Annotated in this window: 14 protein-coding genes; 7 read left to right on the forward strand and 7 right to left on the reverse strand. The window is 68.7% G+C overall.

The features are described 5' to 3' along the window. Nucleotides 1-122: 122 nt before the first annotated feature. Nucleotides 123-746: a TetR/AcrR family transcriptional regulator gene (locus tag ON04_RS07700; protein ID WP_010541024.1), complete on the reverse strand. Its 624-nt coding sequence runs from the start codon at nucleotides 744-746 to the stop codon at nucleotides 123-125. An 81-nt stretch (nucleotides 747-827) separates the two neighbouring features. Between ON04_RS07700 and ON04_RS07705 the strand changes: the two genes are divergently transcribed. Genes ON04_RS07705 through ON04_RS07720 form a run of 4 tightly spaced genes read left to right on the forward strand, consistent with a single transcriptional unit; the run spans nucleotide 828 to nucleotide 4,452 of the window. After that, nucleotides 828-1,304 carry a nuclear transport factor 2 family protein gene (locus ON04_RS07705; protein ID WP_010541025.1) on the forward strand — a complete coding sequence of 159 codons (477 nt, stop codon included), beginning with the start codon at nucleotides 828-830 and terminating at the stop codon, nucleotides 1,302-1,304. A 39-nt stretch (nucleotides 1,305-1,343) separates the two neighbouring features. Beyond that, on the forward strand, nucleotides 1,344-2,072 hold the full coding sequence (locus tag ON04_RS07710) for a sulfite exporter TauE/SafE family protein (protein ID WP_010541026.1): 729 nt from the start codon (nucleotides 1,344-1,346) through the stop codon (nucleotides 2,070-2,072). A 44-nt stretch (nucleotides 2,073-2,116) separates the two neighbouring features. Further along, a complete protein-coding gene (locus ON04_RS07715; protein WP_010541027.1) occupies nucleotides 2,117-2,944 on the forward strand; it encodes an SDR family NAD(P)-dependent oxidoreductase in 828 nt (275 codons plus the stop codon). A 59-nt stretch (nucleotides 2,945-3,003) separates the two neighbouring features. Next, nucleotides 3,004-4,452 carry an amidase gene (locus ON04_RS07720; RefSeq protein WP_010541028.1) on the forward strand — a complete coding sequence of 483 codons (1,449 nt, stop codon included), beginning with the start codon at nucleotides 3,004-3,006 and terminating at the stop codon, nucleotides 4,450-4,452. A 95-nt stretch (nucleotides 4,453-4,547) separates the two neighbouring features. Here ON04_RS07720 and ON04_RS07725 read toward each other — a convergent pair whose 3' ends face one another. From ON04_RS07725 to ON04_RS07740, 4 genes are all read right to left on the reverse strand, one after another. Next, a complete protein-coding gene (locus tag ON04_RS07725; protein ID WP_010541029.1) occupies nucleotides 4,548-6,173 on the reverse strand; it encodes an ABC transporter substrate-binding protein in 1,626 nt (541 codons plus the stop codon). Nucleotides 6,174-6,332: 159 nt separating this feature from the next. After that, nucleotides 6,333-7,937 (reverse strand): ABC transporter substrate-binding protein, encoded by a 1,605-nt coding sequence (locus ON04_RS07730; protein ID WP_010541030.1) that lies wholly within the window; start codon nucleotides 7,935-7,937, stop codon nucleotides 6,333-6,335. Continuing rightward, nucleotides 7,937-8,968 carry an ABC transporter ATP-binding protein gene (locus ON04_RS07735; protein WP_010541031.1) on the reverse strand — a complete coding sequence of 344 codons (1,032 nt, stop codon included), beginning with the start codon at nucleotides 8,966-8,968 and terminating at the stop codon, nucleotides 7,937-7,939. The genes ON04_RS07730 and ON04_RS07735 overlap by 1 nt, the downstream gene beginning before the upstream one ends. Continuing rightward, complete coding sequence (locus tag ON04_RS07740; protein WP_010541032.1) at nucleotides 8,965-9,897, reverse strand: ABC transporter ATP-binding protein; 933 nt, start codon at nucleotides 9,895-9,897, stop codon at nucleotides 8,965-8,967. The genes ON04_RS07735 and ON04_RS07740 overlap by 4 nt, the downstream gene beginning before the upstream one ends. 267 nt (nucleotides 9,898-10,164) lie before the next feature. On the opposite strand from ON04_RS07740, the gene ON04_RS07745 reads away from it, so the two are divergent. Genes ON04_RS07745 through ON04_RS07755 form a run of 3 tightly spaced genes read left to right on the forward strand, consistent with a single transcriptional unit; the run spans nucleotide 10,165 to nucleotide 12,908 of the window. Further along, nucleotides 10,165-11,283 (forward strand): ABC transporter permease, encoded by a 1,119-nt coding sequence (locus ON04_RS07745; protein WP_010541033.1) that lies wholly within the window; start codon nucleotides 10,165-10,167, stop codon nucleotides 11,281-11,283. After that, nucleotides 11,276-12,190 (forward strand): ABC transporter permease, encoded by a 915-nt coding sequence (locus ON04_RS07750; RefSeq protein ID WP_010541034.1) that lies wholly within the window; start codon nucleotides 11,276-11,278, stop codon nucleotides 12,188-12,190. Before ON04_RS07745 ends, ON04_RS07750 begins: the two co-directional genes overlap by 8 nt. Then, nucleotides 12,174-12,908 carry a TetR/AcrR family transcriptional regulator gene (locus tag ON04_RS07755; RefSeq protein WP_010541035.1) on the forward strand — a complete coding sequence of 245 codons (735 nt, stop codon included), beginning with the start codon at nucleotides 12,174-12,176 and terminating at the stop codon, nucleotides 12,906-12,908. The genes ON04_RS07750 and ON04_RS07755 overlap by 17 nt, the downstream gene beginning before the upstream one ends. Here the strand turns inward: ON04_RS07755 and ON04_RS07760 are convergent. After that, on the reverse strand, nucleotides 12,864-13,847 hold the full coding sequence (locus ON04_RS07760) for a formylglycine-generating enzyme family protein (RefSeq protein ID WP_081477153.1): 984 nt from the start codon (nucleotides 13,845-13,847) through the stop codon (nucleotides 12,864-12,866). The two genes, ON04_RS07755 and ON04_RS07760, sit on opposite strands and share 45 nt — an antisense overlap. Then, nucleotides 13,844-14,458, reverse strand: coding sequence for a TetR/AcrR family transcriptional regulator (locus ON04_RS07765; RefSeq protein WP_141564692.1), 615 nt, complete (start codon nucleotides 14,456-14,458; stop codon nucleotides 13,844-13,846). Before ON04_RS07765 ends, ON04_RS07760 begins: the two co-directional genes overlap by 4 nt. Between the last annotated feature and the right edge of the window lie 91 nt (nucleotides 14,459-14,549).

The following is a 14,549-nucleotide window of genomic DNA, read 5'->3' on the forward strand; positions in this document are numbered from 1 at the left end:
CGGCGGGCGCGGCGGGCGCGGCGGGCGCGGCGGGCGCGGCGGGCGCGGCGGGGCGACGGGCCGGCGGGGGGACGGGTCGGCGGGGGACGGGTCGGCGGGGCGGCAGAGGACGGCGGGCGCGTTTAGGCCGGGCCGGTGGGATCAGAGTTCGAGCGAGCGCTCGCGCCGGTGACTACGCGGCCCAGGAGGTCGGCGAGCTGCTCGTCGATGTCGTCGCGACTGCCGGCGGGGATGTCGAGGGCATCGAGCAGTGTCTCGCGCAGCACCGGCCACGCGTAGACGGCCGTGAACGCCAGCAGGAGTTCCACATCGCCCGCGGGAGGCGGTGATTCCATGCGCCGGAGTGCAGCGGCGGGGCGCTGGGACGGATCGACCATGGGTGGGAACGCGGACTCTGGATCAACCGCCAACCACGCGAGAAGTCGGCTGATCTCGGGGTGGGAAGAGGCGCCGAGGAGCATACCGCGCACCGCGGCGCCCGCATCGTCAGCGTGCTCGAGTCGGGCGGCGCCGAAGCGGACCGCGTCCTGCATAACGGCGGTGAGCAGGGCGTCCTTGCGACCGATGTGTCGGTGGATGAGGCCGGGGTTCACGCCGGCGGCGTCGGCGATCTCGCGGAGGGGAACCCGCGGGCCGCGTTCGGAAAACAGTCGCCGGGCCTCGCGTAGGACGGCCGAGCGGACCTCGTCGCGGCCGGTGGGACGGGCTGCGGTCGCCTGCTCGGAAGTCCGACTCTCGCGTTCCATTCCCAAACTGTACACACGTGACTACAGTCTCATCAGGAGATGTAGAACACGTCTCAGTTCCTCGTGCGAAAGGCCTTTCAGATGACCTCCCGTGACCGCCGCGACGACATCGACGCGATCAAATCACTCAAGTACCGCTACCTGCGCTGCGTGGACCTGCGCCTGTGGGACGAGCTCGCCCAGACCCTCGGCCCCGAGGTCACCGCCACGTACGGCAAGCGCCTGTCGTACACCGGCCGCGACCAGGTGGTCGAAGGGCTCAAGAGCCAGATGACCAACGACGTGATCACCGAACATATGGCCCACCACCCCGAGATCGAGGTGGATGGCGACACGGCGACCGGCCGTTGGTACCTGCAGGACCGCGTGATCGTGCCCGCGTTCGACACCTTCATTTTTGGCAGCGCCTTCTACGAGGACACCTACGCCTACATCGATGGCCACTGGGTGATCACGCGCACCGGATACAAGCGCACCTACGAGGCCATGATCAACCTCAAGGACGTACCCAGCTTCCAGCTCAACGACAACCATCTCGCCCCCGCCGCCGACAAGTAGCGGCTCGGACTAACACGCGGGCGGAGCAGGTGGCACGGCATGGAACTGATCGTGGTGGCGGCCCTGTGCGTGGCCGTGGCCTCGGTCATCGGTGGCGCGACGGGGTTCGGCACGTCGCTGATGGCCACCCCGTTCATGCTGATGGCGGGAATCGGGCTGACAGAGACCGTGGTGGTGAACCTCGTGGTGGCGCTGGTGACGAGGGTGGGTGTGACCTACCAACTGCGCCAGCACATCGAATGGCGCCGCGTCGCGATCCTGGGCGGGGCAAGTCTGCCCGGCGCCTGGTTGGGCGTTGCGACCGTGAGCATGTTGCCCGAGCAACACCTCAAACCCGCGGCGGGCGTCATCACCGTGCTGTGCGGTCTCGCGATGGCACTGCCCGCCGCGCGGGCCCCGAGGCCGCCGTCTACGTGGCTGACCGCGGTCACCGGCGCGATCGGCGGCTACTTCTCCACCACCACCTCGCTCAACGGGCCGCCGGTCGTGCTGCTACTCGGCCGGGCCAAACTGCCGCCGCTGAGCTTTATCGCCGATCTCGCCGGCTACTTTATCATCACCAGCATCGTGTCGCTGTCCCTGCTGTGGACCGGCACGGACGTCGACGTGCGGGGGCTGTTGCCGATGCTCGCCGCCTGCGTGGTGGCCGGGGTGGCGTTCAACCAGCTCGGCATCGCCATAGCCACGCGCCTGCCCACGCACGTGTTCCGCTCGGCGGTGATCGCCCTCGTGGTGGTCGCCGGCATCGTCACCATCATCACGGCCTGACCAGCCCCACAACCTGACCACTCACGACCCACCACGGAGGAATCATGACCGACAGCACGCCACTGAACCCCATCCCGGCCGAGGCCCACGCGGCGCCCGGGGCGGACCGAAACAATCGCCTGGCCGGAAAGGTCGCCGTCGTCACCGGGGGAGGCCAGGGTGTCGGCCGCGGCATCTCGCTCGGTCTCGCCGAATCGGGCGCCGCTCTCCTGCTGGTGGGGCGTCGGATGAAGAAACTCGAGAGCGTCGCCGAGGAGATCCGCGCCGCCGGTGGCACCGCGGAGTGTCTGGCTGTTGACATCATCGAGGACGGCGCACCCGAACTCATCGTCTCCACGGCCGTAGAGCGGCTCGGCGGGGTGGACATCCTCGTCAACAACGCCAACATGGCCATGCCGCTGCCGTTGTCCGACTACCCCGACGACGACTTCCGCAGGGCCTTCGAGGGCGGCCCCCGGGTGAGCCTGTCCCTGATGAAGCTCGCCCGCCCCGAGATGGCCAAGCGCGGGGGAGGAACCGTCATCAACCTGGCCACCTCGGCCGCCGTGCGCTGGGACGCCGCCGGCTACGGCGTCTACGCCGCGGTGAAGGAGGCCATGCGAGCGCTCACCCGCGCTGCGGCCTACGAGTGGGCGGGCGACGGCATCCGCGCCCTCAATATCGCCCCGCACGCGCACAGCCCGGGCCTGGACTGGTGGATGGACAACAACCCGGAGGAGGCCGCCGAGTTCATCGCCGCCATCCCCGCCGGCCGGGTGGGCGACCCCCTCGCCGACATCGGCCGACCCGTCGCCTGGCTCTGCTCGGCGGAGGCCTCCTATCTCTCCGGCGCCACGATCCCGCTCGATGGCGGCCAGTCCCGCTGGGGCTGACGTCGTCGTCGTTCCTATAAGTCCCCTCGCTCCGCTCGCCCGCAGGAAGGCCCCTCACCATGACCCCCACTGACGCGCGCCCCGCGCACCCCCACCCTCGCGACGCGGTGGCCCTGGCGGCGGACGTCTGCGCGGGCACCACCGACCCGGGCGAGGTGCTCGAACAGGCGATCGAGCGTATCGAGGCGCACGATCCGCAGCTCAACGCGATGGTCGCGACCCGGTTCGAGCAGGCGCGTGCCGAGGTGGCGGCCGGGCTGCCCGAGGGGCCGCTGCGGGGCGTGCCGATCGTCATCAAGGCGCTGGGCACCGACGTGGCCGGCCTGCCCACTGCCGACGGCTCGCGGCTGTTCGCCGACACCGTAGCGACCGTGGACAGCACCCTCGTCCAGCGCTACAAGGCCGCCGGGATGATCGTGCTGGGCACCACCAACGTGCCCGAGATGGGCAAGACCACCACCACCGAGTCGCTGCTACACGGCGCCTGCCACAACCCCTGGAACACCGGGTACTCGACCGGCGGATCCAGCGGGGGCTCGGCGGCGGCGGTCGCCTCGGGGATGGTGCCTGTCGCCCACGCCACCGACGGGGGCGGGTCCATCCGCATCCCGGCGGCGATGTGCGGGCTGGTGGGGCTCAAGCCCAGCCGCGGGCGGGTGCCGACGTGGCCGCATCCGGTGGGGCTCTCCTCGCCGCTGGGCTACCACCACGCGGTGACCACCACCGTCCGCGACAGTGCTGCGCTGCTCGACGTCGTGGCAGGTCACGTGCCCGGTGACGCCTACGGGGCCCCCACGCCGGTGCGCCCCTTTGTCGACGAGGTGGGCCGGGATCCCGGCCGACTGAGCGTGGGCGTGCTGCGTATCGCGCCAGGGCCGTTCCCCACCGATCCGGACTGCACCGCCGCCGTCGACCGCACCGTCGACACGCTGAGCGGACTGGGCCACGAGGTGCGCGAGGTCGAGCTGGGTGTGGACATCATCGAGGTGCTCACCACCGTGGGAACGATCATGGGGGCCCAGCTGCGACTGACGATCGACGAGCGACTCGCGGAGTTGGGGAGGGAACTGGCTGACGACGACATCGAGCCCTGGACCCGGACGATCCTCGACAACGCCATGACGCAGAACGCGCCGGGGCTGTCCCGGGCACTGCAGACCGCACAACGGACCGGCTGGAAAGTGGCCGAGCTGTTCGGGCCCGGCGGTGTGGACGTGTTGCTGCTCCCGACCCTGCCCACGACCACTCCCGAGCTGGGCTTCCTCGACGTGACCGACCCCGAGTCGATGTGGGCGCGGAGCTCAGCGTTCTCCGTATGCGCCAGCACGTTCAACATCTCCGGCCAGCCGGCGATCTCCCTGCCCGCCGGGTCGGACTCCCGCGGGATGCCGGTGGGCGTGCAGTTGGTCGCCGACTACGCGCGCGAGGACCTGCTGCTGAGATTATCCGGGCAGCTGGAGTCAGTAGCTCCGTGGGCGAGGGTCGCGCCGGGCTACCAGGGATGGTGACCTGACGACACCGGCCCCGGATTCCTGTGAGGAATCCGGGGCCGCATCGTCTGCTCAGGCGGCACTCCCGGCGAAGCCGGTCGCGCCTGACCTGGTCACTCCTGGACGAACGCTCCGTCGAAGAGCATGGTCGAGAACAGCGTGGGGGAGACACCCTTGACCGAGTCATCCACCACCACGTACTCCTCGGAATCGGCGATCACCGTGAAGGGCATGACCTTGTTGTGGACCTCCTGCAGTTTGCTGTAACCCGCCTTCTGCGCATCGAGGTCCTTGGCGGCCTTAAGTTCGGTGAGCGCTGCCGTCAGCTCCGGGTTGTCGATTCCCGAGATGTTGGTCGCCCCGCCCCGGGTCATCCCGGAGGCGAAGGCGGCGGCCGGGTCGGCGTCCGACGGGGACAGTCCGCCCACTACAGCCTCGAAGTCGCCGGTGAACTGGCGCGCCACCACCTGGGAGACGGGCGCGTTCTCCAGCTTCACGTCGAATCCGGCCGCGTCGAGCAGCGACTTGATCGCGACGCCGGTCTCCATGTTCTCCGGGCTGTCCGCGATGAGCAGGGTCAGCTGGCCGTTCCAGTCTGGGCGGTCGGCCTTGACCTCCTCCACCAGCGCCGTGGCCTTGTCCACGTCGTACGTCGGGCCCTGCTCACCGTCGTAGAAGCGGGAGGTCTCGGAAAGGATCGCCGAGGTGGGCATACCGAAGCCGCCGGTGAGGCGGTCGTTGATGAGGTCGCGGTCCAGGGCGAAGCCGACCGCTTGACGGGCGCGCTCGTCGGTGAGGACGCCGTCGTACCCGGCATTGCCGGCGTTCAGGTTGACCACGGAGCCTGAGCTGGTGATCACCTCGAAGCCCTTCTCGCCCGCGTCCTGTGCATCGGTGACGGTCTTCGCGCCGCGCAGGAAGCCGACCTGCAGCTCGCCTGTCTGGAACGCCTCGTACGTGCCCTGGGATCCGGGGATGCGGATGAACTTGAGCGTCGGGCAGACCGGACCGCCGTAGTAATCCGGGTTCGGCTCCAGGACGACTTCCTGATCCGGGGTGTACGAGGCCAGCGTGAACGCGCCGGCACCGACCGGATTGCGGGCCCAATCCTCGGGCGACGCCGCCTCGTAGGCCTTCTGCGGGAGCACCTCACCGGCGGGCCCGGCCAGCACGATCGGGAAGCCCGCCCACGCCTCCTCGAGAGTGAACTCCACGGTCTGCGGATCCACGACCTTCGCCTCCTTCACCTGGAGGGCGTCGGTCAGCGCGTTGGAGCGGGTGGCCGGATCCTTGTGCTTGTCGATCGTGAACGCCACGTCGTCAGCGGTCAGTTCGTCTCCGTTGGAGAACGTCACGCCGTCGCGGAGCTTGAGGGTCCACACGGTGTTGTCGTCGTTGGACTCGAGTGACTCGGCGAGCTTGGGCTCGAACTCCTCGGACTCCGGGTTCCAGCGCATAAGCCGGTCGTACACCGCAGCGGACTCGGCGGCGCCGCGCACACCGAACTGTCCCTGACCGGGAGCGAAGGTGGGCAGCATCGCGTACTCGCCCATGGTGATGGTGCCGCCGGCCTTGTCCTCGGTGCAGCGCTCCGACTGATCCGGGGCGCTCGCGCTCGACGCGGACCGGTCGGCGCCTCCTCCTCCGCCGCAGGCGGTCAGGGCGAGGGTGGCCGAGGCCAGAACTGTGAGCACGCGGGTCGAGCGCCGCGCGGTGGTCGAGCGGAGTGCTCCGGTCATCTGTTTACTCCTGGTGTCGAAAGGGGATCTAAGGGGATGGGGCACAGGCATGGGCCCCGGATCTCGCCTGAGGCGAAAGGACCCGGGGCCCGAGCCGTGCGGTTGTGCGGTTGTGACTACTGCCCTGCGGACCGTGCGGTCACCGGCGGACCGGCGGGGTCACTTCTCGAGGTAGGCGCCGTCGAAGAGCATGGTCGACGAGAGCGACGGGACGACGCCCTTGAGCGACTCGTCGATCACGACGAACTCCTCGGCGTTCGCGATCACCGTGAACGGCAGGATGTCGTTGTGGATCTCCTGGAACTCCTTGTAGGCGGCCTTCTGGTCGTCGATGGACTGCGCGGCCTTGATCTTGGCGATCGCCTCGACGAACCGCGGATCCTTGATACCGGTGATGTTGCTCATGCCCTCGGGCAGCAGGTTGCTGGCGAACGCGGAGGACGGATCGGCCTCCGAGGTGGCCAGACCACCGGTGACGATCTCATAATCGCCGGTGAACTGACGCGCGGTGACCTGGGAGACCGGCGCGTTCTCGATCGTGACGTCGAAGCCGACCGCATCCAGCAGAGCCTTCATCACCACGCCGGTCTCGACGCTCTCGGGAGCGTCGGCCGCCAGCAGGTTCAGCTTGCCGTCCCACTCGGGCTTGCCGGCCTTGACCTCCTCGATCAGCGCCTTGGCCTGCTCAACGTCGAGCTGCGGGCCCTCCTCGCCGTCGAAGAAGCGTGAGGACTCGGCGAGCAGCGCCGACGTGGGCTGCCCGGTGCCGCCGGTGAGGCGCTCGTCGATCAGCTCGCGGTCCAGGGCGAAGCCCACTGCCTTCCGGGCCCGCTCGTCGGTGAGCACGCCGTCGTATCCGGCGGCGCCCGAGTTCATGTTGACCACGGAGCCGGAGCTGGTGATCTCGTAGTAGCCCTGCTCGTCGGCGTCACGAGCGGCGGTGACGAACTTCGCGCCACGCAGGAACCCGGCCTGGATCTCGCCGTTCTGGAAGGCGTCAAGCGTGCCCTGACCGCCCGGGATGCGGATGAAGCGCAGCGTCGGGCAGACCGGGCCACCGTAGTAGTCCGGGTTGGGCTTGAGCACGACCTCCTGGTTGGGGGTGTTGGAGTCCAAGAGGAACGCCCCGGCACCGATCGGGTTCTGCGCCCACTTCTCGGGGCCCGCCTCGGTGAACGCCTTCTCCGGGAGGACCTCTCCCGCGGCGCCGGCGAGCAGGATCGGGAAGCCCGTCCACGGCTCGGTCAGTGTGAACTCGACCGTCAGGGGATCGACCACCTTGGTCTCCTCGACCTGGATGGCGTCGGTCAGCGTGACCGCCCGCGTGGCCGGGTCCTTGTGCTGGTCGATCGTGAATGCCACGTCGTCAGCGGTCAGGGCGTCGCCGTTGGAGAACTTCACACCGTCGCGGAGCTTGAGGGTCCACACCGAGTTGTCGTCGTTGGACTCGAGCGACTCGGCGAGCTTGGGCTCGAACTCCTCGGTCTCGTTGTTCCAGCGCATGAGCCGGTCGTAGATCGCCGCCGACTCGGCCGCCCCGCGGACGCCGTACTGGCCCTGGCCCGGGGCGAAGGTGGGCAGCATCGAGTACTCGCCCATCGTGATGGTGCCGCCGGCCTTGTCCTCGGTGCAGCGGCCCGACTCCTCCGGGGTGCGCCCGGGATCGCCGGTGGCTTCGTTCGTCGAACCACCGCCCCCACCGCAGGCGGTGAGAGTGATGGCGGCGGCCGCGAGAACGGCGGCGGCGGTGGTGGTGCGTTTCATCAGGACTCCATCAGGGGGTGGTGACACGCGACCTTGTGGCCGGGTGCGATGTCGAGCAACTGCGGTCGTTCGGTGGAACATATTTCGGTTGCCCGGGGGCACCGGGTGCGAAACCGGCAGCCCGAAGGCGGATCTAGTGGGGAGGGGAGTTCGGAACTGGTGGCCTCGATGGGCGTCTCACCGAAGGTATCGGCGAGCGTGCCGCCGAGCGTGGGAGCAGAGGAGATGAGGAGCATCGTGTACGGGTGCGCGGGCGCCCGGTAGAGCGCGGAGGTGTCGGCCACCTCGCACACCTGGCCCAGGTACATCACCGCGACCTGGTCTGCGATGTTGTGCACCACGGACAAGTCGTGGGAGATGAACACCATCGTCAGCCGGTAGCGCTCCTTCATATCCTCGAGCAGGTTGAGGATCTGCGCCTGCACCGAGACATCCAGCGCCGACACGGGCTCGTCGCAGACCAGCACCTCCGGCTCCAGTACGAGGGCGCGAGCCAGGGCGATGCGCTGGCACTGCCCGCCGGAGAATTCCGACGGGCGCCGGTCGCCGGCATGGGCCGGGTCGAGCCCCACGGCCTCGAGCGCGGCGTCGACCCGGCGACGAATCTCGTCCTTGCCGCCCTCGATGCCCTGGATCTCCAGTCCCTCCGCCACGATCTCGCGGACCTTGCGACGCGGGTTGAGCGAGGAGACCGGGTCCTGGAAGACCATCTGGATCATCTTCCGGGCCTGCTTGAGCGAGGTGCCGGAGAGGGTGGTCAGGTCGGTGGAATCCACGCGGACACTGCCGGAGGTCGGGCGCGGCAGCTGCAGCATCGCCCGGCCGAGGCTGGACTTGCCGCACCCCGACTCGCCCACCAGGGCGAGGGTCGAGCCGCGGGGAACATCCAGGGACACGTCGGATACGGCGTGGACCGTGCCCCTACGGGTGTGGTACTCGACGGTCACGGAGTCGACGACGAGCTTGGCGTCACCGGACTGTCCTGCTCCGGGCCCGGGGGCCTCGTCGATGGTCGTGGTGGAGCCGGTCATGACGCCTCACTGCTCGTGGTCGCTGGGGAGGGGATCGTCGGATGGAAGCAGGCCACCCGGTGCGGGGTCGGGGTGTTGAGCTCCTCGAGAGCGGGATCTGCGACCAGGCAGTCGTCCTGGACCCGCGTGCAGCGCGGCGCGAAACGGCAGCCCGGCGGCATGTCCCGCAGGTTCGGGGGTCGCCCGTCGATCACGGTCAGGCGGGTGTGGGGCGGCAGGTCGGGGCGCGGGATCGAGGAGAGCAGCGCGCCCGTGTACGGGTGGGCGGGCTCGTCCAGGAGTGTGCGGGTGTTGCCCACCTCGACGAAGTGCCCGCCGTACATCACGCCGATGCGGTCGGTGTGCTGGGAGACCACCGCCAGGTCGTGGCTGACCAGGATCATCGCCATGTCACTGTCGGCCTGTAGACCGTGGAGTAGGTCCAGGATCTCGTGCTGCACCGTCACGTCGAGGGCGGTGGTGGGCTCGTCGGCGATGAGTAGCTTGGGCTCGCACGAGAGCGCGATGGCGATCCCGACGCGCTGGCGCATACCGCCCGACAGTTGGTGCGGGTACTCGTTCATGCGCGCCCGGGGGGAGGGGATGCGCACGCGTTCGAGCATCTCCACCGCGCGATCGGTGGCCTCACGCCGGCTCAGGCCCAGGTGGTGGCGCAGTGGATCGGTGATCTGCCGACCGATGGTGCGGATGGGGTTGAGCGAGGTGAGCGGGTCCTGAAAGACCATCGCGATCTCGCGGCCCCAGAACTTCTGCGCCTGACGCGGGCTCATGGCCAGGACGTCGTTGCCGTCGAAGTGCACGGTCGAGGCCGGATCGACCGTCGCCGCGACCGGCGCGATGCCCATGATCGAGCGGACGAGCATCGATTTTCCGGACCCGGACTCACCCACGATGCCGACGGTCTCGCCGCGACGCAGGACGATGTCCACGCCGTCGACCGGGGTGATCCGGCCGCTCGGGGTGTCGATATGCGTACGCAGGCCACGAACCTCGAGCAGTGGGGTTTCGGGGTCGGAAGAGATCCCCGGCCCGCGGGGTGATGCGGCGACGATGACTGCCTCCTAGTGAGTGGAACCCGAATTAAGTCATTCACTTAATCCGTGTTGCTGTGATGAGTATCACGGCATAGTGTGACTCCCGTCAAGGCAAATTAAGAAACCGCCTCAGGCGGTGCCTCAATCGAAGGGTCCCCTCACGTGCTCAGGTTCATCGGCGAACGCGCTCTGCACGCGGCCGTTGTCGTCATACTCGCCGCCATCGGCGCGTTCTTCCTGATGGAAGCGGTTGATGGAGATGCTGCGGCCTCGGCCGTAGGGTCGGGCGCCACCGCGGAGCAATATCAGCTCGCCCGAGAAGAACTGGGGCTCGACGACCCGTTGACCACCCGCTTCTCGAGCTGGGCCGGTGACATCGTCTCCGGCGATCTCGGCAACTCGCTCATCCCGCCCAACCAGGCCGTCACCGAGATGATCGGAAACGCGCTGCCCGTCACCATGCAGCTGGCGTTCCTGTCGATCATTATGTCGCTGGCGATCGCGGTGCCGGTCGCCGTGTGGTCCGCGTACCGCCGGGGCGGGGTGTTTGACCAGGTCTCCTCGGTGGTGGCCTTCGCATTCATTTCCGTGCCCAGCTTCGTGGCCGGCCTCCTGCTCATCTACCTGCTGGTGTTCAACCGCTCGTTCGCGCAGCAGCTCATCCTGGGCGCAGCTGTGCTGATCGGCCTCGCGGTGGCGCTGTCGCCACTCGGGCAACGCGGCGCGCGCAACGAACCCGGCCGCATGTGGAGTCGCGCACTGATCGGCGGACTCGTGGTGGGTGGCGTGCTCGCGCTGATCGCACTGTTCCTGCCCGAGTTCCCGAGACAGGGGTACGTCCCGATCGACGAAGGGCTGCTGGAGAACCTGCGGAGCATCGCACTGCCCGCCCTCACCCTGGCCCTGATGGAGGTCGCGATCTTCACCCGCGTGCTGCGCACCGACATGATCGCCACACTCCAACAGGACTTCGTGCTGTCGGCCCGAGCCAAGGGAATGCCCACAGGGCACGTCCTGGTATCCGAGGCCCTGCGCCCGTCCACCGTCTCCATCATCACTCTCGCCGGCATCAGCCTCGGCCGACTCATCGGCGGCACCGTCGTGGTGGAGCGACTGTTCAACCTTCCCGGGATGGGCAGCATGATCGTCGACGCTGTCCAGAACGACAACATCCCGGTGGTCCTGGGCGGCGTGATCGTGATCGCCGTCTTCTACGTCTTGGTCAACATGGCCGTCGACGTCACCTACGCCATCATCGACCCGAGGATCCGCCGTGCCTGAGTCTTCCTCCCCCCGCATCACCGACACCGTGGCCCCGGTCGAGCCGGCAGCCCCCACCCGTACCCGCCGGCGTCTGCCCAAGCTCACCGGACTCGGTACCTGGCTTGCCCTGGCCTGGGCCCTCGTGATCGTCGTAGGCGCCGCGGTCGTGGACTTCCTCCCGATCGCCGAGGCCCGCGACGGCAAGAACGCGCTCGGGGTGCCGTCCAAGCTGTACCCGGACCTTATCTCCGCGCACCCGCTCGGCACCGACAGTCAAGGTCTCGACATTCTCGGCGGACTGCTTTACGGCGCCCGCGTCTCACTGGTCGTGGGCATCGGCGGCGTGCTGTTCGGCGCCCTCATCGGTGGAATAGTCGGCCTGGTGGCCGGCTACCGCGGAGGCTGGACCGACCGGGTTCTCTCGATCTTCACGGACACGCTCCTGGCGTTCCCGTCGCTCATCCTGCTCATCGCGATCGTCTCCGTCCTGGGACCCACGCTGACCAACGTGACACTCGCGCTGGGGATCATGGTGGTGCCGGCCTTTGCCCGCCTCGTCCGCGCCAACGCGCTGACATACTCCAAACGCGACTTCGTCACCGCGGCCAAGTCGCTGGGTGCGGGCGAGGTCCGAATCATGGTGCGCGAGGTCGCGCCGAACATCCTCCCGGCACTGTTCTCCTACAGCTTCATGCTGGTCGCCGTGCTGATCGTGGCGGAGGCTTCCCTGAGCTACCTGGGCCTGAGTATCCCGAGGCCGGAGCCGACCTGGGGCAACATGATCAGCGCCGGGGAGTCCGACTTCCAGCGGTACCCGTTCCTGGTCACCATTCCGGCCGTGGTCCTGTTCCTCACCGTGCTGAGCTTCAACCAGCTGGGTGAGGCGGCCGGTCGGAAGTGGAGCCCCGGTGCGGCAAAAATCTGACGCCAGTGAATCCGAGCAGCGCGACGCCAAGACACTGATGATCGACGTCGCCGAGAAGCTCATCGCCGAGCGTGGACTCGACAACGTCTCAATGCGCGATGTGGCCACCGTGGCCGGGCAGCGTAACAACTCGGCGGTCCAGTACCACTTCGGCAGTCGCGACGGCCTGATCATGCAGATCCTCCGCCGTCGACTCATTGCGCTGGACGCGGAACGACAGCGCCGGCTGGCCGTGATCGACGAGATGGACCTGGGTACGGACGTGAGTGCCCTGATCGGGGTGGTCTTCGGACCGATCGTGGACCTGCTGCGGGATAACCCCGACGCCAAGCACTACGCCCGGTTTCTCCAGAGGGTCGGCCCGGTCATGGCGCCCGGCGTCCCCGAGGTGAATCTACGCACCGCCTCCGACGACGTGGTGGTGCGGCTGATCGACTCGATGTCCCACCTGCCCCGCCGGGTGGCGTTCGAACGGATCGACCTTGCCACGCAGATGTTCACCGGCGCGCTGGCCGTGTACGAGGACCGGCGAGACGCCAGCAACACCGTGGTCAACGCCCGCTTCGAGGACGTTGTGGCCCACCTGTACGACATGATCGAGGCCTCGCTTCTGGCTGAGGTCTCGGCTGGCGAGCAGAATTCGTTCGCAGCAAACGTGGCGGACGTGGCGGACTCACACCGCCTGAACGCAGCGAAAACCAATGTTGCCGGTCGCTGAGTCGGCCGTATTGGCCGAACGCGCGGCCACCCGGTACCGATAGCAGTAGGAATCGTGGCCTAGGTACGACCCGCCACGCATGACGCGCCAGGCCCCGCCCTCAGGTCCCTCGCCGGGGGCGGGGCCGCTCGGGTCATCGACTCCCGAGACCGCGTACCAGCCGGGGTCAAAGGTGTCGGAGCACCACTCCCACACGTTGCCCACCATCTGGTGGAGCCCGTACCCGTTGGGGCGGAAGGCCCGGGCCGGGGCGGTGGTCAGGTGGCCGTCCTCGAGCGTGTTGTGGGTCGGGAAGTCGCCCTGCCAGACGTTGAGGTTCCAGCGGCCGCGTGGCGTGAGTTCGTCGCCCCACGGAAAGCGGGCGCCGGCGAGGCCGCCACGGGCCGCGTACTCCCATTCCGCCTCCGTGGGCAGACGAGTTCCCGCCCACGCGCAGTAGGCCACGGCATCGTTCCAGGACACATGCACCACCGGGTGGTTCTGTAGATCCGTGATCGACGACGCCGGACCGCCGGGATGGCGCCAGTCCGCGCCCCTCACCGCTACCCACCACGGGGTGGTGTCAAGCTGATGGAGCACGTCCGCGCGGGAGGCCTGCACCGCGAGGTGGAATACAGCGGACACGCCCAGCTGCTCGGCCTCGGTCACGTAGCCCGTGTCCTTGCAGAACGTGGCGAACTGCGCGTTGGTCACCGCGGTCTCATCCATCCGAAAAGGGCTGAGCCGCACCTCGTGCAGTGGACGTTCGCCGTCGTCCGGGTAGCCCTCGTCAAAGTGGTCGCCCATCACGAAGCTGCCGCCGGCGATCAGCGACTGCCGTCGCCGGCGGTGGGCTCCCGCGCCGGGGACGACGCCCGCAGCGGGGCCGGATCCCGTGCTCGACGCACCACCGGGCACAGGCGGGCCGGACGGTGCGCAGCAGCTCCTCGTCGTCGTCATATCTTTTTCCCTTCTGCGGCAACGGTCCCGCGATCGACGGTGGCCCCGGATCCTGTCACGATGTCCGCGAGGAGGTCAGCCATGCGCGCGTCCGCGTCCGCGCGGGCGGCCGGCGTGAACTCCATGACATCCATGATCCGCTCGCGCAGGACCGGCCACGCGTAGATGGTGGTCAGGGCGAGCGCGAGGTGCAGATCGCTGGCCGGCGGGGGGTCGGTCATGCCGGCGACAGCGCTGACGGGGCGGTCGGTGGCGTCCAGGAGCGGGCGGCCGACCGATCCCGGGTCGAGCGAGAGCCACACCAGTAGCCGACTGAGCTCGGGGTTGGCGGTGGCGCCGAGGAGCATGGACTTCACGGCCGCGCCGGCGTCGTGGTGGGCGTCGATCCGGGTGGTGCCGAGGCGCAGGCCCGACTCGAGGACCGCGGCGAGCAGGTCGTCCTTGTTGCCCACGTGGCGGTGGATCAGTCCCAGATTGACCCCGGCGGCCTCGGCCACCTCGCGCAGCGGCGCGCGGGGGCCACGGGCGGCGAAGATCCGGCGGGCGGTGCCCAGGACAGCGCGACGCACGGCCTCCCGGCCGGTCGGCTTCTCCGACTTATCCATAACCATGGACGCAACTGTAGACGGATGTCTACAGTTGGAGGTCACACCCCTTCGCGAATCCGACTCCGCGCCCCGCCACCCCTTAAAAGAGGACTCC

Source organism: Dietzia alimentaria 72 (assembly GCF_000226215.1).
In the GTDB taxonomy this organism is placed as follows: Bacteria; Actinomycetota; Actinomycetes; order Mycobacteriales; family Mycobacteriaceae; genus Dietzia; species Dietzia alimentaria.